We start from the raw sequence: 22,643 nt of genomic DNA, 5'->3' as shown, positions 1-22,643 counted from the left end.
CGAATGAAGCGGTCTCGGTTCGGGAACACTGGTGGGTGACAGGATGTGGAAAGGAGTGTCCCGATGAAGGCCCCGCAACTGATCACCCGCCTGCTGATACTGATTGGAGTGGCCGCGTGCATCGAGCTGTTTGTCTATGCGAACCGCGATGCAAACACCCAAGCGCCGGTCGAAGCCGTTCACGATCAGCACCGGCTCCCTACGCTGAACGTGTCCCATACGCTGAAACAGGATGACCTGCATTTGAAGCTGAACGTGACCGGTTTTACCTTTTCCCTGGAAAACATGGGGAAGGACAACCGATACGGTGAGGGGCACGTCCATCTCTACCTGGACGGCAAAAAGGTGGCCAAAATCTTTGAACCGCAGTACGTGTTAAAAGACATTCCGCCGGGCCGACACGAAGTCGTGGTCGAACTGGCGCACAACAATCACGAATCATACGGCGTGCAGCAGAAGCTGCAGATCGACGTCAAGCCGTAGCCCGGCCGGCGTCAAACAGGAGCGGCCGCTTTAGGACAGCGAACGCGCATCCGGGGCGGGCGCATGCAAAAAGCCGACCCTCATCCCGTATCGACGGGACAAGCATGGGCCGGCTTTCCTGTGTCAAGAGATAGTTACCTGCACCTGGGCCTGCGCGTCAGGAAGCGCAACCACCAGGGTTGGATAGGAAATAACCTGTGTCTTCATCGCGCCGGCGGCCGGTTTTTGTTCACGGACGCGGATGACAAATCCGTGTGCGCCGGTGCGCTCCACCCGCTCGGTCACCAGACGGTAGCCGCCGGTCGGACGCTGCCCGACACCGATGACGACATAGGTCTTACCGTCGGCGCGGACGATCGTGTGACCGCCGCTTTTTTGCACCTGCTTCAGGGCATCGCGGACCGCAGGCGGGTAAGAAGCAGAGACGGATTCAGTTGCGTTCGTCCCTTCCGCAGGGACGGCGATTGGAGTAGGATGATCTATAGAAAACGGCTGTACCCCCGGAATCGCCAGGGCGGCAGCCAAAATCAAACTGTACATTGCATGCAACATGTCGATATCCCTCCTTGCGATTGTAGGTTGACGAACATGTGGCAAATAACGGTGAAAGCGGGGTGACAAGCGTGCGTGTGCAGCAATGCGTCGAATACCTTTCCCACTCGACACGGCAAGCGATGATAGCCGAGCAGGAAAAGCGGCTGGGCATCCGCGATGAACGGGATGTGCACATCCGCCTGGCTGATCCCGCCTTTGCCATGGAAGTGTGGAAGCAGGCCAGCGAACCCGAACGGCAAGCAATTCGGCTGTTTGTAAACACTTCTGCCAGAGGATTTTTCCGGAAGAGAGAGTGGGATCGGCTCAGCGCCCAAAACCACAGGCATCTGGCCGTCGGATTGAACAGACTGCGCCGGCTCGGGCTGGTCCTAACCGTTCGCAAGAGATGGAGCGAAATCGGTTACCTGATGCCCCGTGAAGTGCGGGAGCATCTGACCTTCTGTCTGCTGCCGGAGGCAAAAACCCCATCGTTGGCGCCAAAAACGCTCCCTTATTATATAACAGCAGGACGGGGGTTACATCTGGATCTTTTTGCCGTCCTGCTGTTCATTCGCGACAATGACGTGCCGCTGACGCAAAAAGGCGGCGTTCACCGCCGGGTCCGGCAAAAGATGGCAGCACTGCTGTCACTGAACAGAAGCCATGTAGCCGGATGGAAACTGCCGCCGCTAGCCGATGAGGAACCGGATGGGCTGCCATTGGCTGTCGTTCTGGATGTGGCGCTGCGCCTGGGGCTTGTCCGTCCGCAGGAGAAACGTCTGGTCCTGGCAGAGCAACGCGTTCTCCAATGGCTGGACATGACACCGGAGCAGAGTTGGGAACAATTGTACGAGCTGGCAGCCGAGCAGTACCTGCCCCATGAAAGCTGGTGGGACGCACTTGCCTTGTGGATGAAGCGTTCTCCGCTGGAACAGTGGCACTCGCTCGACTACATGCTACAACGTTTGGCGGAGGCTGGATTTGTTCTGCCGGACGAGGCAAAGCAACGGGCCGTGGACGAGTGGCTTCACCTGCTCTTGGGGTTTGGCTGGATTCAGCTCGGCACCGCAGAGGACGGAGCGCTTTACTGGCGATGGAACAGCCTGCCCCGTTTGCCCCGGGAAGAAGGGTGGTTTGTCGATCCAGCCGGAATCATTACCATACCGCCGCTCGTTCCGCTGCAGGCGGTATGGGCGTTGAGCCGTTTCTGTCCGCTGGCGTTTGATGGGGAGCTGCTGCGCGGCGAACTGCAGGCCAAACCGTTACAGGCTTTTCTGGCCGCAGGCGGAACGGAGCAGCAGGCCGTGGAGACGCTGCGCCAGTCCTGCACCCACCCGCTGCCGGAAGCGGTCAGTCAGCTGATCCACATGTGGGGGAAAAACGCGCGGCAAATCCAACTGGAACCGCTGTTTCGGGTGCGGACCGCCCACCCCGGTCTGCTGGAGGAGTTGCGGCAGATTGAAGCGTTTCAGCCGTATCTGGAGATGGTCATTTCCCCGACCGATTTCCTCGTGACGCCTGCCCAGAAGGAGAGCCTGTTGGCCCTGTTTCGGGCGTATGGCTACGAGCCGCAGGATGGGGCGCTGATGCGTGTGGAAAGGGAAGAGACGGATATTAGTGACGATGGGCCGACTGCCGGTCTGTTTGCCGTGGACCGGCCCTGGGACGGATACGCAGTGGAAAACACCTTTCCCGACCAGTGGGAAGGCATGCCTCAAGCGGCAACTCTGCCCAAGATGTGGACGCAGCATTTCCAGTCCTACCATCCGCAAACCTTGCGCGATCTGCTGCAGCGGGCCCGCGAACTGGAACTGGAGGTTCAGCTGCGTCTCATGAGCGGTCAGACGTGGGAGGGCATCCCGCGGCAGCTGGATGTGGAAATGGGGTACTGGCATCTTGTCCTGGAGGATCGCAGCGGAAAAAGACGGTGTCGGCTGGACGAGATCGATCGCGTGCGCATTCTCCTGCCGGATTATCTGTACTAGCCGGATTGTTTCGTGGTACAATGCAAGATAAGGGCTTTCAAGAAAGGGGGTCTCGCTGCATGGAAGCATTGGAGACGGTGGATATGGCCGAGCTTATCCTGCATTCGCACGAGCTGTCCACGATGATCAACCATTCGCGCGAGGTCTCGGAGTACATTCATGCCAAGCAGCGGATGGAAGCGGACGAGGAGGCGCAGCGCCTGCTCGCGCTGTTCGAACGCAAAAAGGCCCAATACGAAGATGTTCAGCGGTTTGGGAAATATCATCCCGACTACGATCAGATATCGAAAGAGGTCCGCGAGCTGAAGCGGAAAATCGAGATGCTGGATTCTGTCCAGGCGTTCAAGCGGGCGGAGGACAACCTGGACCGTCTGCTGTACCAGGTGGGACGAACCATCGCTGACGCGGTCTCGGAGACGATCAAGGTCCCCAGCAACAATCCGTTTCTGGAGGCGAAAAGCAGCGGCTGCGGCAGCGGGGGAAGCTGCGGGTGCAGCATAAAAAAACGCTCATGACCGCGGCTGCCTGAGAAGGAAGCAGTCTTCGCACAAGTTTCCGCAGCAAAACTGCTTCTCCTGCGGCACGAGGAAGCGCACGCGAAAGACGTGCTGCGAGCTGTCGGAGCGCACGTAGACGCACTCCAGTTTCAGCTTGGTGTCCGCCGTGATCCGTTCCCCCGTCGCCAACAGCTGACAGGCCAGTTGAGTGGCGGGGAGCGGACTGGCTATATAAAAAAAGCGCTGGCCAGCAAACTGGCGCCAGTACGCTGAAGCGGCGACGTCCTGCTGCAGGATCGCGTCCGTAAACCGTTGGTAGTACGTGTCCAGGCGCATGTGTCATCCCTCGCTTTCGGAAGTAATTTGCGGGCCGGGTAATGCGTCTGTTATGAAACATGTTATCACGTTCGGGAAGGAGATCGACGACCAGCATGAGAGAACGACGTCTTGGGGTCGCCGTGTGGGTGAAAAACACGCGTGCCGCCAAAAATTTACGCAAATTTGGCACCATTCACTACATCTCCAAGCGGTTGAACTACGTGTCGATGTACGTCGATGCCAATCAGATCGACGAAACAATCCGCATGATGGAAAAGCTGCACTTCGTCACGAAAATCGAGCGGTCCCACCGACACGAGATTCCAATCGAGTACAACAACGCCAAGCCGGACAAGGCGAAAGAATACGATTACAAACAGGAGAAAAGCCAGCTCATGGCCCTGACGGAAAACTTGCAAAACGACGATGGATTGGTGTCGACAGGCGTTTCGACAGAAATCGTCCGCTAAGCTGCCACATTTCGGCAGCTTTTTTGCTTTTGCTGGTGGGTGCGGCATGATATGCTGTAAGAAATGGGAAATGTAATGGACATGGAAAGCGATACTGACAATGACAGCGTTTACAGAAGGGCGGTGCGTACATGATTCACCTGGATATCAACTGCGACTTGGCGGAAGGGTTCAGCCGCGGACGGCAAACGGAAGACCTGGGCATCATGAAGTGGATTACGTCCGTTAACGTTGCCTGCGGCCTGCATGCTGGCGATCCCCATAACATCTGCAGAACAGTAGAAGCGGCGCTCCGGCACGGGGTGAAAATCGGCGCGCATCCAGGCTACCCCGACGTACAGGGGTTCGGCCGCCGTTCCATGAACCTCTCGGCGCGGGAGGTGTACGAACTGGTACTGTATCAAGTGGCCGCCCTGTCCGGCGTGACAAAGGCGCTGGGAGGGAGCCTGCATCACGTGAAACTGCACGGGGCGCTGTACAACGAGGCTGCCGAGCAGCCTGAACTGGCTGAGGCAGTAGTGCAGGCGATCGTCGACATCGACGGCGACCTGATCCTCTATGCCTTGTCGGGCAGCAAACTGGTGGAGATCGGTCTGGAATACGGTCTGCAGGTGGCGGAAGAAGTATTTGCCGACCGCGCGTATCTGCCAAACGGCAGGTTGGCTCCGCGTGAACTGGAGGGCAGCGTGCTGATCAGCAAGGAAGAGCAGATGCAGCAGACGAGGCAGCTCGTACTGGAACAGACGGTGCAAACCGTGGACGGGAGTGTGATTGCGCTGGCTGCGGACACGCTCTGCGTACACGCCGAAAGCCCGGATCTGCTGCCGTTTCTCACCGAACTGCACCGCTGGGCCAAACAGCATGACGTGAAAATCGAGCCGTTCTGTGGCAAATAACGCAGATGTATAAGCGAATGAAAAAGCCGTGCCATTCCGGCCGCCAGCCAAAAGGCGGAGGAGCGAAAGCACGGCTTTTGTCGTGTCCGTCCAGCTTCACATGCCCGATCAGCTAACACCTCAAGAGGATTCGTGCGCGGTCCCGGCGTGGAAAGACGACTCGTTTGATCGCCTGGGACCGTGGGGCAGCACCTGGCCGTTCTGCACCACGAGGATCACGCTGCCCAACCGTTCCGCCTCCTGGAGATCGTGGGTGACCAGGAGAAACGGTATTCGCCACATCTCGTGCAGTCGGAGCAGTTCATCCTGGCACTGGCGGCGTGTATCTGCGTCCAGGGCGGACAGCGGCTCATCCAGGAGCAGGATATCCGGTTCCGTGGCCAGTGCCCGTACCAGGGCGACTCGCTGTTTTTGCCCGCCGGACAGTTGATGCGGGTATTTATCCAGCAGCCGATCAATCCCGACGGAGGCGAGCAGTTCGGCCAGCCGCAGGTTGGTCCCCTTTTTCAGTCCGTAGCGGATGTTCTGTTCCACGGTCATGTGCGGAAACAGGGCGTAGTCCTGAAAGAGATAGCCCACGTTGCGCTGCTGCGGCGGCAGGGCCTTTTTTGAATCGCTGTCAAAAAAGACGGTGTCGCCCAGCCGGATGAGGCCCGCATCGGGATTGGTCAAACCCGCCACACAATTCAACATGGTGGTTTTCCCCGCACCGGAAGGGCCAAACAGGACGACAATCTCGTCTTTTGCCGTAAACCGCGCGTGCAGGACGCCGTCAGGCAGCCGTTTTTGCATGTCGACATACAGCATGGTCATTCTCCCGCCTTATTTCGTGTTGGCAAACCGGCGGACGCTGCGTCGGCTCCACCAGTTCAACCACATGGTCGTTCCCATGCCCAGCGAGACGATCATGATCACCCAAAAGAGCGCCTTGTCCATCTGGCCGGCTTCCACGGCGAAGTAGATGGCGACGGGGATCGTATCGGTCTTGCCGGGAATGTATCCCGCCAGCATCAGCGTGGCGCCGAACTCCCCCAGACCCCGGGCAAAGGAGAGAACGAATCCGGCCAACAGCCCCGGCCAGGCGAGCGGAAAGGAAATCGTCCAGAAGACGCGCCATTCCGAAGCCCCCATCGTCCGGGCAGCGTCTTCGTACCGCCGGTCGATCCCGCTGAAGGCGGCGGCGGCACTCTGGTACATCAACGGAAACGACACGACCACGGAAGCGATTACGGCACCGGTCAGTGAAAAGACGACCTGGACTCCAAACCACTCCGTCAGCCACTTGCCGATTATCCCGTTTTTTCCAAACAAAAGCAGGAGGCCGAATCCGACGACGGTGGGGGGCAGCACCAGCGGCAGCAGCAGAAAGGACTCCAGTACGTGCTTGCCCCAAAAGTGCCTGCGCGTCAGGAAGCGGGCGATCAGCAGACCGGCGACAAATACGATGGAGGTGGAGAGGGCCGCCACTTTCAGCGACAGCAGCAGCGGTGTCAATTCGGGATGATTCATGTGTCCGCCTCCTGTTCTGTTCTCCTACTCGTGAAATCCGTATTGTTTAAAGATTGCCTTGCCTTTGTCACTGGTCACAAACGCAAGAAACATCCTGGCGGTGTCCGCCTGACGGGAGGCGGCAATGACGGCGGCCGGATAGTCGATCGGGTTGTGCCACTCCGGTTCGGCTGCGGCGATCACCTTCACCTTGGGCGAAATGGCCGCATCGCTCGCGTAGACGATGCCGGCTTCGGCGTTGCCGGACTCGACATAGGTCAGCACCTGGCGCACGTCGCTGGCAAAGACCAGCTTGTCCGACAGGTTGTCCCACATCTTCAGGTGTTCGAGCGTTTCTTTGGCGTAGCGGCCGGCCGGGACGGTCGTTGGTTCGCCGACGGCGAGATGCTTGACGGCATCATCGCCCAGCTCTTCAAATGAAGAAAGCGCCAGCGGGCTGGAAGCCGACGAGATCAGTACAAGCTCGTTTTTGGCAAAGTCAACGCGCGTGTCCGTGACAATCAACTGTTTCTCTTCCAGCCTGTCCATATCCTGTTTGCTGGCGGACAAAAAGACGTCGGCGGGAGCGCCCTGCTCGATTTGGGAGGCCAGCTTGCCGGAACTGCCAAAGTTATAGCTAATCGCCACTCCGGGATGTTCGCGTTCAAACGCAGTTTTCAGCTCATTCAACGCGTCGGTCAGGCTGGCGGCAGCCGAGACCATCAGTGTCGTTTCCGCCGGCTTGGCCGATGGCTGCTGCGGGGCGGTTTGCTGGTCTGAGGTCTGCGCACCGCACCCGGCGGCCCACATCATGCAGAGTGCCGCAAGGATGGCCGTCAGTTGTTTTTGCATGATACGACCTCCTGAGTTGTGTTTCGTTATATGTAGTAATAATTAGTTATAATTAGATTATCTGAATGATTTCAATTGATCAATTGCAAACATGTGAATAGTAAACGAAAATGGAGAAAGACAAGTCAGCAATTGATCCGGGAGGCGGCGATGAACGACGACATTTCTTACACGACTGAAGAAATTGCCAAGATGCTGCGAATCTCCAAACTGACCGTGTACGATTTGATCAAAAAAGGGGAACTGCCCGCGTACCGCGTCGGCCGGCAGATGCGGGTGGACGCGTCCGATCTGGAAGCGTACAAGGCGAGAGCAAAAGGAGTATCCGGCATGGCAGCGGCGGTTCCGAGCGCTTCGGCGCCTGTGACGCCCATGCAGCGCAGCGCCTGGCCGCAGGGAGCGCAGCACGTTCGTCAGGTTATCATCAGCGGTCAGGACGTCAGCCTTGACATGCTGGCCAATCATCTCGAACGCAGAGGCAAAACGATGCGGCCGCTTCGCGCTTATGCGGGCAGCATCAACAGCCTGCTGGCGATGTACGCAGGTGAGGCGGATGTCGTCAGCACGCACCTGTTCGACGGCGACACCGGGGAATACAACACGCCGTATGTGCGGCGGATTTTGTGCGGATACCGCTACGTGATCGTCAATCTGCTGTCCCGCTGGGCCGGTTTTTACGTCCGGGCGGGCAACCCGAAGCAGATAGTCGACTGGACCGATTTCGGCAAACCCGGGGTGCGCATGGTGAACCGGGAAAAAGGGTCAGGAGCACGCACCCTGATCGAAGAACAGCTCCGGCTGCACGGCATCGCCGGACGGGACGTGGCTGGATACGACAGGGAAGAGGCGAATCACCTCGCTGTGGCCGCAGCAGTAGCGAGGGGGGAAGCGGACGTCGGCGTGGGGATCGAAAAGGCTGCCCGGATCGTCGGAGTGGAGTTTTTGCCTGTAATTCGGGAGCGGTACGATCTGGTCATCCTGAAAAACGCGGAAAACGAGGAGCTGATCCAGATCGTGCGGGACATTTTGCGATCGGCATCGTTTCGCGACGAACTGGCTGCGATCGGGGGATACGATTTGACCTACACGGGCGAGATCATGTACGAGACGTGGTAATGACCCATAACAGCCGCAGCGAGTAAGCGCGTCCGCTGTTATGAATGGGGTGTCGCTGCATGCGGGCCGCTGTCATGTAGCTGTGATGTGGCAAGATTTTCTATTCAGCCCTGTCGAGATTTGCTACAATAAATTGGATAAGCTTTGCGACGAAATAACATCGTGCTTGTCGCTTATGAGTCGGGGGCTGACATGAAACCATTGCACAAAACGAGCTTGTTGATCTGTTTGACAATTTTGATCGTTTTCGCTTCGGTCGGGGTGATCGCCAAGTGGCCTGTGCTGGCGCCGTTTTTCATAAACAACGCGACAGTGACGGCAGGGGCGGGAGCTGATCCATTCGCCTACAATCCGCCGCTGCCCTCCTATGTGAAAGATCTGCATCCGACCTATACGATTCGTGCTGAACTGAATACGACAAAGGCGATGATTGCTGGAAGTGTCACGGTGGAGTTCGATAATCCGCGCACGCCGGATCTTCGCCTGTTCATCTACGACTATCCATGGAATCTGATGACGATCAAGGAGATTCGCGCCGGGGACAAGCCGCTTACATTCGAACGGCGCCAGGCGGTTGTCCATCTGACCAATCCGTTCGGTTCGGCGAAGCGGGGGAGCTTGACGGTCACTTTTGAGAATCCCGTTCCCCGCCGCGGCACCCGTTTTGGGGTAAAGGACGACATCTGGACGCTGACCACCTGGTATCCGATGCTGGGTGCGATGGACCAGCGCGGCAATTGGTACACTCCGCCGCAGCGGGTCAATTTCGGCGATCCGTTCGTGTACCATTACGCTGATTACGACGTGTCGTTTGTGTCGCCAAAGGGCTTTCAATGGGTGAGCTCCTGGGGAAGGGGAGAGATCAAGCCGCTGGCCGGCAACCGGCAGGAAGTGCGGTACCGCGGCAGCCGCCTGCTCAATTTTGCTTTGGTGGGCAGCCCGCGCTACCATGTGGAGACGATCACCTTTGCGCCCAATTTGACGGTAGACATCGCGTCTGTGGACAAGGGCAACATCGAGCGGATCAAAGCGATCGCCCGGTCTGTGTTTCCGGTCTATACAGAATGGTACGGCCCGCTGCCGTATCCCCGGGTGGCGATTGCCGAGACCGGCACCGGCACGACGTATGCGATGGAGTACGCCAACATGGCGGTGTTTAAGCGGGACATGCACCACAACAATCTGATCGAGCACTGGCTGCCGCACGAGGTGGCCCACATGTGGTGGTACAACAGCGTCGCCACGCTGGAAGCGGTGCACGGCTGGTTGGACGAGGGGCTGGTGGAAATGAGCGTCTATCACTATCTGCAGCACCGCTACGGTTCCCAGAAGGCCGCCGCCCTCCTGTCATCGTACAGCCGCGACGCGGACAAGTTGAAGCAGCTCTATCCGTCCGGCCGATTGGGCAAGCGGCTCAACCAGTTTGCCGGTGAACAGGAGTTCCACTGGACCTGGTACTCCAAAGGGGCGCTGTTGTACGACCACCTGCGCAGACAGATCGGCGACGACGCCTACAAACAATTCCTGCAGCGCGTGCAGCGCACCTACCACGGCAGTGTTATCGGTCCGGAGCACCTCGATCAGGCGCTGGGCCAGGTGCTGAAAGGAGAAGCGCGCTACTTCGTCCCCAATGTCCGGACGGAAAACAAGGCGCCCTTGCGTCAGGTGGAGCTGGAACCGTATGTGACGACCATCGTGAACGGGACGAGCTTTTACCCATCCGTTCCAGCGAGGGTGAAAAACGGGACGGTCTACCTCCCGCTGCGCGAAGTGGCGGAACGGATGGGGTATCGCGTCAGTTGGTTGCCGGACAAGCAGGCGACGATGGTGCAGGGCAGAGGGCATCAGGTCGTGCTCAAACAGGGCCAACGCGTTGTTGAACGGGACGGCCAGCGCGTCGATCTGGGGCAGCCGCTGCTGGAAATCGCCGAGAAGACGATGGCGCCGCTCACCTTGTTCAGTCAGGGGCTTGGCGCGCAGGTTTCCTATGACAAAGAGGCAAAGACCGTGACCTTGCAGTGACGTTGCGGACAGTCATCTACGACTACGAAAGGCAGGAGACAGCCGATGACATACGGAAATGTGATTTTCGTCGGATTCATGGGAACAGGGAAAACTACGGTGGGGAGCGCGCTGGCTAAGGATCTGGGCATTCCGCACCGCGATTTGGACGAGGCGATCGCAGAGCGGGAGGGATGCTCGATTCCCGAGCTGTTCGCTACAAAGGGAGAGCAGTACTTTCGGGACGCGGAAAGCGCCATGTTGCGGGAGCTGCTGCAAGAGAAGCCGCAGGTGCTGACCACCGGAGGGGGAGCGGTGCTTCGTCCGGAAAATGTCCGGCTCATGCTGAGTGAGGGAACGGTGATCGCCTTGTCTGCAGCGGAGGAGGAACTGATCCGCCGCCTGGCAGGAGATACCGGCCGTCCGCTCATCGCCGGCGACATGGCGCAACGGGTGCGGAGACTGTTGGACGAGCGGAAAGGGGCGTATGATTTTGCCCCGATTCAAATCGACACAACCGGCAAGGACGTGTCCGATATCGTGGCGGAAATACGCGGAAGGATGGTTGAAAGCGGCCTGATCGGGAGAGACTAGGGGAAGAAAGCGCTCCGCCTTCACGGCAAACGGCGCGGAAACGTGCGTATGAAGGAGGCACGTGTGATGTCGTTTCAGGAGTATTTAAAATACCTGACCCGCTTGTTTGTGCAGTATGTGGAGACCCCGAAGGAAGAGCGGCGGCGGCGAAAACAGCCGCGCGAGGCCTGGTCCACGCGCTGGTTCGGGGCCATCCCGATGTCAATCAAGCTGTTATGGCGCAAATAATCCCAGCCGGATGGAGGTAGCATATGGCGAGAGTGGCAGTGGAACGTTCCCTTACCCATATCCGCAAAATGCTGCGTGACAACGGGTACGACGTGGTGGATCTGGGCAACTGGCAAAACATGGTGGACGCCATCGTGATCACCGGCCAGGATGTCAACGTGCTGAACGACCAGAGCAAAACCATATCCGGTGCTCCGGTCATCAACGCCGCTGGCATGACTCCCCAGGAAGTGTTTCATGCGGTACACACCCGACTGTCGCCCATTGAGCATCGCTGACGGTGCTGACGGGGCAGTTCCCCAATCAGGCGTTGAAACGGACGCGGCGAGCTGATCCCATACAGCACACAGCCGCCCAGACAACAAGCTCTCTGTCGGTTCATTCCGGCAGAGAGCTTGTTTTGTGTGCGCCGGTATCAACAGTATGAAACTGTCCCACTTTCATCGCGTATGCGTAGGGAACGAAGCGCAGCCCCTCGTCCCAGACGCCGACGTATGCCGCGCGGCCGTTCCACAGATGCAGCGACTGCACTGCAAACGGTGCCAGCACATTGGAGTGGTGGAGCGGCACAGTAAGCGTTACCGGGCCGGCGGATGTTTTTTGCCAGAGGTCTGTCCAGGTCAGCTGACGCCTGTTGGACGTGTCGGTCAGCCAGTCAATCCGGTCAAACGGGTCCTGTACTGCACCGGACAGCACGCGGGCAGCAGTGAGGACTTCTTCCGGGCGAACCAGTTCGGCTTCAGACAGCGTGGTGATCACCGGCGGGCCGGCAACAGCGGATGCGGGGTACGTTTCGCCCGTCTTGGCGTCCACCAGTTCCCGCTGCTCTTGACGCGCGACCAGCCAGTGGGAGGCGAATCCGTCATAGACCGGTTCCGCCGCCACTGCGCGCGGGGCAAACGCGTCGTCGAACAAAATGTATTCGCCTACGCCGTATTCCAGCAGCACAAACGTCGGCTGTGTTCCGGAAGCGGGGGATTCGCCCACCACCATGTAACCCACCTGTCTGCCGTCTCGCGTGATGCTGACCAGCCACTGATGTTGGTTGGCACCGAGCGATTGAGCATCGATCCGGGCGTTTTTCCAGTCGCGGAAACTGGGATCCCGCTCGATGATCGTGTTCATCCACTGCTGAACCTGCGTGTGAAAACGCTTGTCCCAATCCGTCTCTTCGGCGTGCGTGACGGCCGGCCACGCGATCGCGAGCGCACAGAGCAGTGCGCATACGGATCGGGTCATTTTACTGGCCACAAGCATGCACCACCTTTTGTACAAGGCTTCTTGGTACCTATTGTAACCAGGTTGACGAAAAAGATTTGTTGCTATCTGTCTCTTTGCGATCGTTTTTTCTCGCACTTCTTTTACAGAATTCGCCTGTTTTTGGCGGGAGGCGCGGACTGGAGGTAAAACAGCCCGCCATTGATAAACTGCACCTCGATGCGAGGCTCGTACTGCCAGCGCAGTTCGTCCATGCGCCGCTGCTTTTCCTCTTCCGGCGTGCTGCTGCGCCACTCTGTCTGGTCGATCTCTTCGCGCGGCGTTTCGGGTATGCCGTTGGCACGCAAAAAGTCCAGGATGCGGCCGCCGCTGCTCTGCGGCTCCTCCCGGGCTGCAGACGGTTCGGTCGCAGGTTGGACGGTGGGCGGTGCAATATGGACAGGGGGAGCCGGGACAGATTGGTTCACCTGAGCAGCTTCTGTCGCCGTCTTCGCCAGAACGTCCGGCAAAGAGACAGCATGTGCTTCACTGCCGCCGCTTTTCCCGCTGTCCGAGGATTCGTCACCATCCGCCGCGCCGCTGTCGCGCTCGCGGCTTTCCGCTTCACGGGAGACCAACTCGGCATAGTACGCTTCCAGAATCTGCAACTCTTCATTGAGCCGCTGCCGCGCTTCCTCTGCCCAGCGTCCGTCCTCTGCGTCCAGCAGGCGGCGGGTCTCCCGTTCGGCAATGGCGGCGGCCTCTGTCAGAGAGAGGCGTCTTTCCAGCGTGTAGCAGTAATCCGGGATGGACGGGGCGAGCGACAGCTGCTGCAGAAACGGGTAAAAGTCGGTTACGATCTGGGGCTGGTGCAGGTTGATCCCGAAATGGAGCAGCATGTCCCGCTTTTTGTCGCAAATAAAGGAGACTTTCCAGTTCAATCCCAGCCAGGGAACGAGCGGGGTGGTGCGCCGGCCGCCCGTTCGGGGGGATGCGGTTTGTTCGTACATGCAGACGAAACTTCCGTGCTTGCGGGCGGATTGAAAGATCTGCTGCAGACGGCCTGCGCCGAGATGGAGGTGCTCCGCTCGCAGTCCCTCCGGCTTCCGCTCGCTGTCAAAGTAAAACGTGAGCACCATGGGCTGGTAGGGTAGATTCATTTTCTCCACCCAGGTCCAGTAAAACGGTCTATTGCCGATATCTTTGTCCACCTCGACCGGCAGCTTTACGGTCAGGTAGTCGGGATGCGTCTCCATAATATGGGCGGAAAAGGCGGCCAGGTAGCGCTCTGTAAATCGGCGTATCTGCTCTTGCTGCATGCATCGTTTCCCTCCCGTCTGACTATAAAATGCTGGCCGGCAGCCGCGGCCAATCACCGGGATCGGTTAGTGTTCCGCCACATCGGGCAGCGCGTCCCGCGACCGGTTTGCCTCCCGGATCGCGCGAATGGCCTGGCTCATGTTGTCCAGCTTGACGGCCATTTCCCTCTCGGAGCGGGAGTCCATGATGATGCTGATGAGATTTTCTTCCAGTGTCTGATTCAGATTGAGCCGCTCCACGATGTCGTCCAATTCACCGATCACCATTTCAAACAGGTCGATTTTTTCATAGAGCAGGTTGAGGATGTGCTGTTCAATGGTGCCGACGGTGGACAGGTTGTAGATGTGGACGTCCCGCTGCTGCCCCAGCCGGTGGACGCGGCCGATCCGCTGTTCCACGCGCATCGGGTTCCAGGGCAGATCGTAGTTGATCACCTGATTGCAGAACTGCAGATTGATCCCTTCGCCGCCCGCCTCGGTGGCGATCAGCACCTGTGCCCGGTTTTGAAACAGGTCGGTCATCCAGTCTTTTTTGCTCCGTTTAAATCCGCCGCGAAACGGCACAGAGGTAATCCCGTGTTCATGCAGGTACTTTTGCAGATAATTCTGCGTCGCCCGGTACTCGGTGAAGATGATCACCTTGTCGTTGATTTCCCGGATCAGTTCCACGGTTTTTGCCGCCTTGGAGTGGGTCTCGATCCGCTTGATCAGCTCCACCAGCTCCATGATCTCGGCTCTTGCCGGGGAGTCCTCCGGGGTGCGCTGGTGCATGTTGTACAGCGTCATGAACGCCGCTTCCCGGCTGGAGCAGACCTCTCGCTGCAAGGTGATCAAGGCGAGCGAGTTGAAGCCGCCCGTCCCGGAGTGATACTGTTCCTTGACAAAGCGGGTGACCCCGTCGTACAGGGCCTTTTCCTCCGGCGACAGCACGATGGGGATGGACCGTACCACGCGGTTGGTAAACTGGATGCCGCCGTCGCTTCGCTTGTTGCGGATCATCACCTTGTCCAGCTCGTGTTTGAGTTGCTCGTTGTTTTTCGCCTGCCGCTTTCCTTCCACGTAGTTGGTGGCAAACGTGCTGGTGTGGCCAAGATGGCCCGGCTTCAGCAGGTTGATCAGGTTGTACAGCTCGTCCATCTCGTTCTGGATCGGCGTGGCAGTGAGGAGCAGGCAGTATTTTTTGCGGATTTCCTTGACGAACTGGTAGTTCCGCGTCCGCTTGTTCTTCAACTTGTGCGCCTCGTCAATAATCAGCATGTCGTAGTCGATGTTCAGCACGTGGCGGCGGTGCGGGTCGCGCTTGGCCGTGTCGATCGAGGCCACCACCACGTCGTACTGCCGCCACATGTACTCTTTTTTCTGCGCGATAGCGGGGATGCCGAACTTCTGGTTCAGCTCCTTGGTCCACTGAATGACCAGGGAGGCGGGGACCAGCACGAGAATCTTCTTGGCCAGGCCGCGGACCATGTACTCCTTCATGATCAGTCCGGCCTCGATCGTTTTGCCCAGCCCCACTTCGTCGGCCAGGATGGCCCGGCCGCGCAGCTCGTTTAACACGCGTTCTGCTGTTTTGAGCTGGTGCGGATAGGGTTTGAGGGAAGGCAGATACTTGAGGCATTGGAGCTGGTCGAACTCGCGCACAAGCATGGCTTCTTCCGCCTCCAGGGCCAGCTGGAACAGTTCCCATTTGTCCCAAGGGCCGTCCTGCCGCATGCGCTCCGTAAGCAAATCAATCCATTTCATGTCAAACGAGACAGGAATATTCGTCATTTTTGCACCTCATTACTAAAGGATGCCATTTATCATATAAGTCATGCGCTAATTGTTAACAATATTTGTCCTCGAGAAAAAATTGTTAACGAAATCGTGAGTTGAATGTCAATTTGCATATTTTCAAAAAAGCACGCTCGTGGTAGGATAAACGTGTAGGTTTGTTGTTTAGTATGGAATCAATTGAAAAAGTTATGTATGGCCCAACATCCAACGCGAATGATAGTAGAAGGGAGAGACTGTCTTTAGACAGCGCCGAAGGAGCAAGCCGGCGACGGTGAATCTCTCAGGCAAAAGTACCTCTACTTGACGCATCTCTGGAGAGAGCTCGACAAGAGCCACCAACGGGGAAACTTGCCAGCTGTGCCGGTTGGCCCGCTTCGGCAAGGTAACTCTCAGGTACCAAGGACAGAGGGGAGACATGGGGGCGCCGTCTTCTTTGGCGTTTTCCGATTCTTCCGCTCTGTCCTTTTTTGCGTTCGTGAACGCGTCCTTATGAACGATCGCTCACGTTCCGGACGCAAGGCGACTCCGGGTTGCTTGGGGCCAATCGGTTTGCGGCAAAGAGCCGGGGCGATCGTCGGAGGCTTTGCCGGCTGTGTTCAGCTTTACAACAAACAGTTCATTCGGTTCAGGAGGTGCCTCATGTCCACTTTGAAACGCACGCCGCTCTTCCCGATTTACGAGAAGTACGGGGCGAAAACCATCGACTTCGGCGGCTGGGAGCTGCCGGTTCAGTTTTCCAGCATCACTCAGGAGCACGAAGCGGTGCGGACGAAGGCAGGATTGTTCGACGTATCCCACATGGGGGAAGTGGAGGTAAAAGGGGAGCGGGCGCTGGAATTCCTGCAGCGCGTGACCACCAACGACGTCTCCAAACTGGTGCCGGGCCAGGCGCAGTACAGCTTGATGTGCTATCCGGACGGCGGAACGGTGGATGATCTGCTGGTGTACAAATTTGCCGACGATCACTACCTGCTGGTGATCAACGCGGCCAACATCGACAAGGACTATGACTGGCTTTCCCAGCATCTGATCGACGGCGTCACGATCGAAAACATTTCTCCGCAAACAGCCCAGATCGCCCTGCAGGGGCCGCTGGCGGAGTCCATCCTGCAGCGGCTGACACCCGTCGACCTGTCGCAGATCGGCTTCTTCCGCTTTGAACGGGATGTGCTGATTGACGGTGTGCCCGCGCTCGTCTCCCGCAGCGGGTACACGGGTGAAGACGGCTTCGAGATTTACCTGGACGCTGCTCACGCCATCCAGGTATGGGAGAAACTACTCGAGACAGGCGCAGCGGACGGCCTGGTGCCGTGCGGACTGGGGGCGCGCGACACGCTCCGCTTCGAGGCAAGGCTGCCGCTCTACGGTCAGGAACTGAGCAAGGATATTACGCCGATCGAGGCTGGTGTCGGATTTGCCGTCAAGGTGGACAAAGACGTGCCGTTTATCGGCCAGGAAGTTTTAAAGGCGCAGAAAGAACAGGGAGCGCCCCGCAAACTGGTCGGGATCGAAATGATCGACCGCGGCATCCCCCGCACGCATTATCCGGTGTTTGTCGACGACCAACAGGTGGGGGAAGTGACAACTGGGACCCAGTCCCCGACGCTGAAAAAGAACGTTGGGTTGGCTTTGGTCAAAGCGGAATTCGCTGCCATCGGCACGAAGCTGGATGTGGAGATACGCGGCAAACGCCTCAAGGCGGAAGTCGTGGCCACGCCCTTCTACAAACGGCCGAAAAACTGACGTAAGAATCGCAAGCGTGGAAAAGGAGGACCTCGCACGTGAAATACCGTTACCTGCCGCAGACTGATCAGGACAAGCGCGAAATGATGGAAGCGCTGGGCATTTCCAGCGTGGATGAACTGTTTGCCGACATCCCGGAAGAGGTGCGTTTCAAAGGGAATCTGAACATCCCGGAAGCGCTCTCTGAACCGGAACTGGTCCGCTACTTCCAAGGGCTGTCCAGCAAGAACGTCAACTTCAGCACCCACGTCAACTTCCTGGGTGCCGGCGTGTACGAGCATTACATCCCCAGCGTCGTCAACCACATGCTGCTGCGCGGCGAGTTTTTCACCGCCTACACGCCATACCAGCCGGAGATCAGCCAGGGGGAGCTGCAGGCCATCTTTGAATATCAGACGATGGTGTGCGAGCTGACCGGGATGGAGGTGGCCAACTCTTCCATGTACGACGGTGTCACCGCGCTCGCCGAAGCGGCGATGATGGCGGCTGGCCACACCGGCAGAAAAAAGGTGGTCGTCTCCCGTGCCGTACACCCGGAGGCGCGCAGCGTGCTGAAAACGTACGCCTACGGACAAGGCGTGGAGCTGGTCGAAGCGGGCTTCACCGGCGACGGCGTGACCGATCTTGCCGAACTGAAAGCGCTGGTTGACGACCAGACTGCCGCAGTCATCGTGCAGTACCCCAATTTCTTTGGCGCCGTGGAAGACCTGGCGGCGGTCGAACCGATTGCGCACGAAAAAGGGGCGCTGCTGGTCGTTTCTGCCAACCCGCTCTCCCTCGGTGTACTGGAAGCTCCAGGCAAGCTGGGAGCCGACATCGTCATCGGCGACATGCAGCCGTTTGGCATCCCGGCTTCGTTCGGCGGACCGCACTGCGGCTACTTTGCCACCACGTCCAAGCTGATGCGTAAAATGCCGGGACGCATCGTCGGCCAGACGAAGGATGAAAACGGCAAACGCGGGTTTGTCCTGACCCTGCAGGCGCGGGAACAGCACATCCGCCGCGAAAAGGCAACCTCCAACATCTGCTCCAACCAGGCGCTCATGGCGCTGGCTGCGTCGATCACGCTGTCGGCACTGGGCAAGCAGGGCGTGCAGGAGATGGCGATGATGAACCTGCAAAAAGCTCACTACGCCAAACAGGCGCTGCAGGCAAAGGGATTCCGGATTACCTTCGGAGCGCCGGTGTTCAACGAATTTGCGGTGGAGCTGTCCAAGCCGGTCGCAGAGGTGAACAAGGCGCTGCTCGCGAAGGGCATCATCGGCGGGTACGATCTTGGACTTGCCTATTCGGAACTGTCCGGCCACATGCTGCTCGCTGTCACGGAGCTGAGGACGAAAGACGAAATCGACACGCTGGTGCAGGAACTGGAGGCGATCACACGTGCATAACGACAAGGACAAAGCACTCATTTTTGAATTGAGCAAACCAGGCCGCGTGAGCTACAACCTGCCGGCGCTGGACGTGCCGGAAGTCGACGTGGCCGCGCTGCTGCCCAAGCATCTGATCCGCGAGACGCCAACCGAACTGCCGGAGGTGTCCGAACTGCAGCTCGTGCGTCACTACACCGAACTGTCCCGCCGCAATCACGGGGTGGACAACGGCTTCTACCCGCTCGGATCGTGCACGATGAAATACAATCCGAAAATCAACGAAGATGTGGCCCGCTATCCGGGCTTCGCTCAAACCCATCCCTATCAGCCGGAAGAAAGCGTCCAGGGTGCTCTGGAGCTGATGTACAACCTGCAGAACGACCTGGCGGAAATCACCGGGATGGATGCGGTGACGCTGCAGCCCGCAGCGGGAGCGGCCGGCGAGTGGACCGGGCTGATGATGATTCGCGCGTACCACGAGAGCCGCGGTGACCATCAGCGCACGAAAGTGATCGTGCCCAACTCCGCCCACGGCACCAACCCGGCTTCCGCAGCGGTCGCTGGCCTGCAAACCGTGACGATTCCGTCCGACGAGCGCGGCCTGGTGGATATTGAAGCGCTGCGCCAGGCAGTCGGTCCGGACACGGCGGCGCTGATGCTGACCAACCCCAACACGCTCGGCCTGTTTGAGGAAGATATCGTGGAAATGGCGCGGATTGTCCACGAAGCGGGCGGTCTGTTGTACTACGACGGGGCCAATGCCAACGCGATCCTGGGCATTGCCCGGCCGGGCGACATGGGCTTTGACGTCGTCCACCTCAACCTGCACAAAACCTTTACCGGTCCGCACGGCGGCGGCGGTCCCGGTGCCGGTCCAGTCGGGGTGAAAAAAATTCTGGAGCCGTTTTTGCCAGCCCCGATCGTGGGCAAAAAAGCAGACGGCACGTACTACTGGGACAACGACCGTCCCCAGTCCATCGGCCGCGTAAAAGGCTACCACGGCAACTTTGGCATCCTGGTCCGCGCCTACGCCTACATCCGCACGATGGGGCCGGAAGGGCTGCTGCAAGTCTCGCAAAACGCCGTGCTGAACGCCAACTACATGATGAGAAAGCTGGCGTCGGCCTACGAGCTGCCGTACGACCGCGTCTGCAAGCACGAATTTGTCCTCTCCGGCGTCCGCCAGAAAAAACTGGGCGTCCGTACGTTGGACATCGCCAAGCGTCTGCTTGACTTTGGCTACCACCCGCCGACGATCTACTTCCCGCTGATCGTCGACGAATGTCTGATGATCGAGCCGACGGAGACGGAGACAAAAGAAACGCTCGATGAGTTTATCGAGGTCATGCTGAGAATCGCCCGCGAGTGCGAAGAAAACCCGGAAATCGTTCAGGAAGCGCCGCACACCACGGTGGTCAAGCGCCTCGACGAAGCGACGGCAGCACGCAAGCCGATCCTCCGTTACCAGCCGGAACAAGCATAACCGATTGAAACCGCCCGTTTTTTTCGGGCGGTTTTTGCGTTGTCCACATACGGATTGCGAGCAGGAAGACTCCCGACAGATTGCGAACATCTGCGAACATCACAGCTGGAGACCTAATCCCTTGACAAAATTTAAATTTTATGATATGATTAAAAATTAACGATTGAAACAATTTGCTGGTCTGTGTATACTTCTTTGTACACGCCGTCTTTCCATTCCTTGTAAGATCGGCAGTACAAAGGAGGAGATAACCTTGCAAGAAAACCACGTCAGTCTGACCGCGATCATGACCGCCTACATGCGCGCCTACCATACCATGAATGACACCCCGAAAATTTTTGATGACTTTCTCGCCTTCGAGCTGATACCAGAGGAAAGACGTGTGCTGATTGAACAAGGATTGGCCAGTGCCCTTCAGATTCCCGTCCCGGAAGCCGGCCTGGCACGCTCCGGTCAGGCGGCTGACGCTCTGCGGCCGTTCCTGCAGGCGATGGGACTGTCTCATGTTCTCAGCCGCTCGCGATATGCGGAAGACAACCTTGAGCTCGCGGTACAACAAGGGATCGGGCAGTATGTCATACTCGGGGCCGGGTTGGATACGTTTGCGTTCCGCCGTCCCGATCTTCTGCGTCAACTGCAGGTATTTGAAGCAGACCACCCGGCCACGCAAGCCTTCAAACGCGATCGGCTGGCTGAATTGAAATGGGAGACCCCGTCACATCTCCACTTTGTGCCTGTGGATTTCACAAAGGAACGCCTGGCTGATGCACTGAAGCGTACGGCGTACGATGTGCAGACGAAGAGCTTTTTTAGCTGGCTGGGAGTCACCATGTACCTGACGCGCGACGAAGTGTTCGCAACGCTTCGTTCCATTGCCGAGATAGCCCCTGCGGGCAGTGCAGTGATTTTCGATTACTTTGTGCCGGAAGAAGGCGCGCCGCACGATAAAGAGATGCGGGAGGAGCTAAGCAAGATCGGTGAGCCGATGAAAACGGCCCTCGACCCGTCGACGCTGGCTGTCGAGTTGGAACGTGTGGGGCTGCGTCTGCATGAAAACGCAAGCTCGGCCGATATCCAGGAACGATACTTCCAGAACCGAACGGACGGTTATCAGGCGAGCTGTCACGTGCGCTTTGCATGGGCTGTCGTCACGTAAAAATGGCTGCCTCGATACGTGGATCATGTGCGCCGGGTGGGTTGCCCGGCTTTTTTGTTTGTTTACGCGATTCTCCGAGCGGCGGCTTAGGGCCTCTTTTCGACACTTTTACAGGTGGTGACGACGCCAGGCGGACTGGATGATGTGGTAAGATGGAGGGAGATCGTACGGTGACGTAGGGGAAGAAACGATAAGGGACAGGCGCGTCCACGTGTGCAATGGAATCGTCCGTCTCTTGCCGTCCCGGCTGCCGGCGGCGTACAATGGATGGGGCAAGAGGAGGTCGAACTATGGAACAATGGCGTTTTCTCGTCACGGAAGCCATGTCACCGGCCATGAACATGGCTGTCGACGAGGCGATTTTGCAACTGCACAGCGAAGGAAAGGTACCGCCGACCGTCCGATTTTACACATGGAATCCGGCGACCCTGTCGATCGGCTACTTTCAAAAGGCGGCCAAGGAAATCAACCTGGAGGCGCTGCGTGAGCGAGGGCTGGGCTTTGTCCGCCGTCCCACCGGGGGACGGGCCGTCTTGCACGATCAGGAGTTGACCTACAGCGTCGTCGTTTCGGAAAGCCATCCGAAAATGCCGTCCGGCGTGACGGAGGCGTACAAGGTGATCAGCATGGGGCTGCTGCACGGATTTCAGCGGCTCGGCCTGCACGCGGAAATGGTCTCGCTGGCCACCGAGGAGGAAAAGGAAAAGTACAGCTCGCCCGGCTCGTCAGCCTGCTTTGATTCCCCCTCCTGGTACGAACTGGTGGTGGAGGGCAAAAAGGTGGCGGGCAGCGCCCAGACGCGGCAAAAAGGCGTGATCCTGCAGCACGGTTCGATTCTCCTGGAGATGGACGTCGAGCTGCTCTTTTCGCTGCTCAACTTCCCGTCCGAGCGCGTGAAACAGCGCATGATGGAGAGCTTCCGGCAAAAGGCAGTGACGATCAACGAGGTAAGCCCCCGGCCGATCAGCCTGCAAGAGGCTGTGCATGCCTTCCGCGACGGCTTCGCTTCCGGTCTGGAGGTGGAGTTGGTACCGGGAGAACTGACGGCTGAAGAATTGGCTTTGGCCGATGAATTGGTTCGTACCCGCTACGCTTCGGACGAGTGGAACTTCCGCCGCTGACGGACAGGTTTTT

The 22,643-nt window shown here is 58.4% G+C and carries 23 protein-coding genes and 1 riboswitch; of the genes, 15 read left to right on the top strand and 8 right to left on the bottom strand.

What is annotated here, in order from left to right:
* Nucleotides 1–63 precede the first annotated feature (63 nt).
* A complete protein-coding gene (locus Q7F15_RS11890; RefSeq protein WP_171565658.1) occupies nt 64–483 on the top strand; it encodes a hypothetical protein in 420 nt (139 codons plus the stop codon).
* Between the two features lie 123 nt (nt 484–606).
* On the opposite strand, the gene Q7F15_RS11885 is transcribed toward Q7F15_RS11890, so the two are convergent.
* Nucleotides 607–1,035: a protease complex subunit PrcB family protein gene (locus Q7F15_RS11885; RefSeq protein WP_304414402.1), complete on the bottom strand. Its 429-nt coding sequence runs from the start codon at nt 1,033–1,035 to the stop codon at nt 607–609.
* Between the two features lie 38 nt (nt 1,036–1,073).
* Between Q7F15_RS11885 and Q7F15_RS11880 the strand changes: the two genes are divergently transcribed.
* Both Q7F15_RS11880 and Q7F15_RS11875 read left to right on the top strand, forming a co-directional pair.
* Entirely contained in the window at nt 1,074–3,002 is a 1,929-nt protein-coding gene (locus Q7F15_RS11880) for a hypothetical protein (protein WP_304414401.1), read from the top strand.
* Between the two features lie 59 nt (nt 3,003–3,061).
* Entirely contained in the window at nt 3,062–3,517 is a 456-nt protein-coding gene (locus Q7F15_RS11875) for a YlbF/YmcA family competence regulator (protein ID WP_171565656.1), read from the top strand.
* Here Q7F15_RS11875 and Q7F15_RS11870 read toward each other — a convergent pair.
* Nucleotides 3,512–3,835 carry a hypothetical protein gene (locus tag Q7F15_RS11870; RefSeq protein WP_171565655.1) on the bottom strand — a complete coding sequence of 108 codons (324 nt, stop codon included), beginning with the start codon at nt 3,833–3,835 and terminating at the stop codon, nt 3,512–3,514. The genes Q7F15_RS11875 and Q7F15_RS11870 overlap by 6 nt on opposite strands.
* 95 nt (nt 3,836–3,930) lie before the next feature.
* On the opposite strand from Q7F15_RS11870, the gene Q7F15_RS11865 reads away from it, so the two are divergent.
* Both Q7F15_RS11865 and Q7F15_RS11860 read left to right on the top strand, forming a co-directional pair.
* Nucleotides 3,931–4,287: a YlbG family protein gene (locus Q7F15_RS11865; RefSeq protein WP_171565654.1), complete on the top strand. Its 357-nt coding sequence runs from the start codon at nt 3,931–3,933 to the stop codon at nt 4,285–4,287.
* A 131-nt stretch (nt 4,288–4,418) separates the two neighbouring features.
* Nucleotides 4,419–5,183: a LamB/YcsF family protein gene (locus tag Q7F15_RS11860; protein WP_171565653.1), complete on the top strand. Its 765-nt coding sequence runs from the start codon at nt 4,419–4,421 to the stop codon at nt 5,181–5,183.
* 120 nt (nt 5,184–5,303) lie between these two features.
* On the opposite strand, the gene Q7F15_RS11855 is transcribed toward Q7F15_RS11860, so the two are convergent.
* The 3 genes from Q7F15_RS11855 to modA are packed head-to-tail and all read right to left on the bottom strand — an operon-like array spanning nt 5,304 to nt 7,523.
* Nucleotides 5,304–5,990, bottom strand: a complete 687-nt coding sequence (locus tag Q7F15_RS11855) for an ATP-binding cassette domain-containing protein (RefSeq protein WP_171565652.1) — start codon at nt 5,988–5,990, stop codon at nt 5,304–5,306.
* A 15-nt stretch (nt 5,991–6,005) separates the two neighbouring features.
* Nucleotides 6,006–6,692, bottom strand: a complete 687-nt coding sequence (gene modB / locus Q7F15_RS11850) for a molybdate ABC transporter permease subunit (RefSeq protein WP_171565651.1) — start codon at nt 6,690–6,692, stop codon at nt 6,006–6,008.
* A 24-nt stretch (nt 6,693–6,716) separates the two neighbouring features.
* Nucleotides 6,717–7,523, bottom strand: a complete 807-nt coding sequence (gene modA, locus Q7F15_RS11845; RefSeq protein ID WP_230076836.1) for a molybdate ABC transporter substrate-binding protein — start codon at nt 7,521–7,523, stop codon at nt 6,717–6,719.
* A gap of 150 nt (nt 7,524–7,673) precedes the next feature.
* On the opposite strand from modA, the gene Q7F15_RS11840 reads away from it, so the two are divergent.
* From Q7F15_RS11840 to Q7F15_RS11820, 5 genes are all read left to right on the top strand, one after another.
* Nucleotides 7,674–8,639 (top strand): helix-turn-helix transcriptional regulator, encoded by a 966-nt coding sequence (locus Q7F15_RS11840; RefSeq protein ID WP_230076837.1) that lies wholly within the window; start codon nt 7,674–7,676, stop codon nt 8,637–8,639.
* Between the two features lie 192 nt (nt 8,640–8,831).
* Complete coding sequence (locus Q7F15_RS11835; RefSeq protein WP_304414400.1) at nt 8,832–10,661, top strand: stalk domain-containing protein; 1,830 nt, start codon at nt 8,832–8,834, stop codon at nt 10,659–10,661.
* 45 nt (nt 10,662–10,706) lie between these two features.
* Nucleotides 10,707–11,234: a shikimate kinase gene (locus Q7F15_RS11830; RefSeq protein WP_212132358.1), complete on the top strand. Its 528-nt coding sequence runs from the start codon at nt 10,707–10,709 to the stop codon at nt 11,232–11,234.
* Between the two features lie 66 nt (nt 11,235–11,300).
* Nucleotides 11,301–11,462: a YqzE family protein gene (locus tag Q7F15_RS11825; RefSeq protein ID WP_171565646.1), complete on the top strand. Its 162-nt coding sequence runs from the start codon at nt 11,301–11,303 to the stop codon at nt 11,460–11,462.
* 23 nt (nt 11,463–11,485) lie between these two features.
* A complete protein-coding gene (locus Q7F15_RS11820; RefSeq protein ID WP_171565645.1) occupies nt 11,486–11,740 on the top strand; it encodes a YkuS family protein in 255 nt (84 codons plus the stop codon).
* Between the two features lie 100 nt (nt 11,741–11,840).
* On the opposite strand, the gene Q7F15_RS11815 is transcribed toward Q7F15_RS11820, so the two are convergent.
* From Q7F15_RS11815 to Q7F15_RS11805, 3 genes are all read right to left on the bottom strand, one after another.
* Nucleotides 11,841–12,719, bottom strand: coding sequence for a hypothetical protein (locus Q7F15_RS11815; RefSeq protein ID WP_304414399.1), 879 nt, complete (start codon nt 12,717–12,719; stop codon nt 11,841–11,843).
* A gap of 104 nt (nt 12,720–12,823) precedes the next feature.
* A complete protein-coding gene (locus Q7F15_RS11810; protein ID WP_304414398.1) occupies nt 12,824–13,978 on the bottom strand; it encodes a YqhG family protein in 1,155 nt (384 codons plus the stop codon).
* Between the two features lie 66 nt (nt 13,979–14,044).
* Nucleotides 14,045–15,748, bottom strand: a complete 1,704-nt coding sequence (locus tag Q7F15_RS11805; RefSeq protein ID WP_171565643.1) for a DEAD/DEAH box helicase — start codon at nt 15,746–15,748, stop codon at nt 14,045–14,047.
* Between the two features lie 219 nt (nt 15,749–15,967).
* Nucleotides 15,968–16,060, top strand: a riboswitch (glycine riboswitch).
* 333 nt (nt 16,061–16,393) lie between these two features.
* Between Q7F15_RS11805 and gcvT the strand changes: the two genes are divergently transcribed.
* From gcvT to Q7F15_RS11780, 5 genes are all read left to right on the top strand, one after another.
* Nucleotides 16,394–17,497 (top strand): glycine cleavage system aminomethyltransferase GcvT, encoded by a 1,104-nt coding sequence (gene gcvT / locus Q7F15_RS11800; RefSeq protein WP_212132360.1) that lies wholly within the window; start codon nt 16,394–16,396, stop codon nt 17,495–17,497.
* Nucleotides 17,498–17,535: 38 nt separating this feature from the next.
* Nucleotides 17,536–18,888, top strand: a complete 1,353-nt coding sequence (gcvPA, locus tag Q7F15_RS11795) for an aminomethyl-transferring glycine dehydrogenase subunit GcvPA (RefSeq protein ID WP_171565641.1) — start codon at nt 17,536–17,538, stop codon at nt 18,886–18,888.
* Complete coding sequence (gene gcvPB, locus Q7F15_RS11790) at nt 18,881–20,353, top strand: aminomethyl-transferring glycine dehydrogenase subunit GcvPB (protein ID WP_171565640.1); 1,473 nt, start codon at nt 18,881–18,883, stop codon at nt 20,351–20,353. The genes gcvPA and gcvPB overlap by 8 nt, the downstream gene beginning before the upstream one ends.
* Nucleotides 20,354–20,606: 253 nt before the next feature.
* Nucleotides 20,607–21,509, top strand: coding sequence for a class I SAM-dependent methyltransferase (locus Q7F15_RS11785; protein ID WP_171565639.1), 903 nt, complete (start codon nt 20,607–20,609; stop codon nt 21,507–21,509).
* A gap of 290 nt (nt 21,510–21,799) precedes the next feature.
* Nucleotides 21,800–22,630, top strand: coding sequence for a lipoate--protein ligase family protein (locus Q7F15_RS11780; protein WP_304414397.1), 831 nt, complete (start codon nt 21,800–21,802; stop codon nt 22,628–22,630).
* The last annotated feature ends 13 nt before the right edge of the window (nt 22,631–22,643 follow it).

Origin of the sequence: Brevibacillus aydinogluensis (assembly GCF_961514395.1) — a bacterium.
Taxonomy (GTDB): Bacteria; Bacillota; Bacilli; order Brevibacillales; family Brevibacillaceae; genus Brevibacillus; species Brevibacillus aydinogluensis.
Note: the sequence above shows the minus strand (reverse complement) of the source record. Positions and strands in the feature narration are given on the sequence as shown.

Excerpts from the sequence above, each read along its gene's own strand:
- Q7F15_RS11890 (WP_171565658.1), top strand. The coding sequence starts at position 64 with ATGAAGGCCCCGCAACTGATCACCCGCCTGCTGATACTGATTGGAGTG.
- Q7F15_RS11885 (WP_304414402.1), bottom strand. The coding sequence starts at position 1,035 with ATGTTGCATGCAATGTACAGTTTGATTTTGGCTGCCGCCCTGGCGATT.
- Q7F15_RS11875 (WP_171565656.1), top strand. The coding sequence starts at position 3,062 with ATGGAAGCATTGGAGACGGTGGATATGGCCGAGCTTATCCTGCATTCG.
- Q7F15_RS11870 (WP_171565655.1), bottom strand. The coding sequence starts at position 3,835 with ATGCGCCTGGACACGTACTACCAACGGTTTACGGACGCGATCCTGCAG.
- Q7F15_RS11865 (WP_171565654.1), top strand. The coding sequence starts at position 3,931 with ATGAGAGAACGACGTCTTGGGGTCGCCGTGTGGGTGAAAAACACGCGT.
- Q7F15_RS11860 (WP_171565653.1), top strand. The coding sequence starts at position 4,419 with ATGATTCACCTGGATATCAACTGCGACTTGGCGGAAGGGTTCAGCCGC.
- Q7F15_RS11855 (WP_171565652.1), bottom strand. The coding sequence starts at position 5,990 with ATGCTGTATGTCGACATGCAAAAACGGCTGCCTGACGGCGTCCTGCAC.
- modB (WP_171565651.1), bottom strand. The coding sequence starts at position 6,692 with ATGAATCATCCCGAATTGACACCGCTGCTGCTGTCGCTGAAAGTGGCG.
- modA (WP_230076836.1), bottom strand. The coding sequence starts at position 7,523 with ATGCAAAAACAACTGACGGCCATCCTTGCGGCACTCTGCATGATGTGG.
- Q7F15_RS11840 (WP_230076837.1), top strand. The coding sequence starts at position 7,674 with ATGAACGACGACATTTCTTACACGACTGAAGAAATTGCCAAGATGCTG.
- Q7F15_RS11835 (WP_304414400.1), top strand. The coding sequence starts at position 8,832 with ATGAAACCATTGCACAAAACGAGCTTGTTGATCTGTTTGACAATTTTG.
- Q7F15_RS11830 (WP_212132358.1), top strand. The coding sequence starts at position 10,707 with ATGACATACGGAAATGTGATTTTCGTCGGATTCATGGGAACAGGGAAA.
- Q7F15_RS11825 (WP_171565646.1), top strand. The coding sequence starts at position 11,301 with ATGTCGTTTCAGGAGTATTTAAAATACCTGACCCGCTTGTTTGTGCAG.
- Q7F15_RS11820 (WP_171565645.1), top strand. The coding sequence starts at position 11,486 with ATGGCGAGAGTGGCAGTGGAACGTTCCCTTACCCATATCCGCAAAATG.
- Q7F15_RS11815 (WP_304414399.1), bottom strand. The coding sequence starts at position 12,719 with ATGCTTGTGGCCAGTAAAATGACCCGATCCGTATGCGCACTGCTCTGT.
- Q7F15_RS11810 (WP_304414398.1), bottom strand. The coding sequence starts at position 13,978 with ATGCAGCAAGAGCAGATACGCCGATTTACAGAGCGCTACCTGGCCGCC.
- Q7F15_RS11805 (WP_171565643.1), bottom strand. The coding sequence starts at position 15,748 with ATGACGAATATTCCTGTCTCGTTTGACATGAAATGGATTGATTTGCTT.
- gcvT (WP_212132360.1), top strand. The coding sequence starts at position 16,394 with ATGTCCACTTTGAAACGCACGCCGCTCTTCCCGATTTACGAGAAGTAC.
- Q7F15_RS11780 (WP_304414397.1), top strand. The coding sequence starts at position 21,800 with ATGGAACAATGGCGTTTTCTCGTCACGGAAGCCATGTCACCGGCCATG.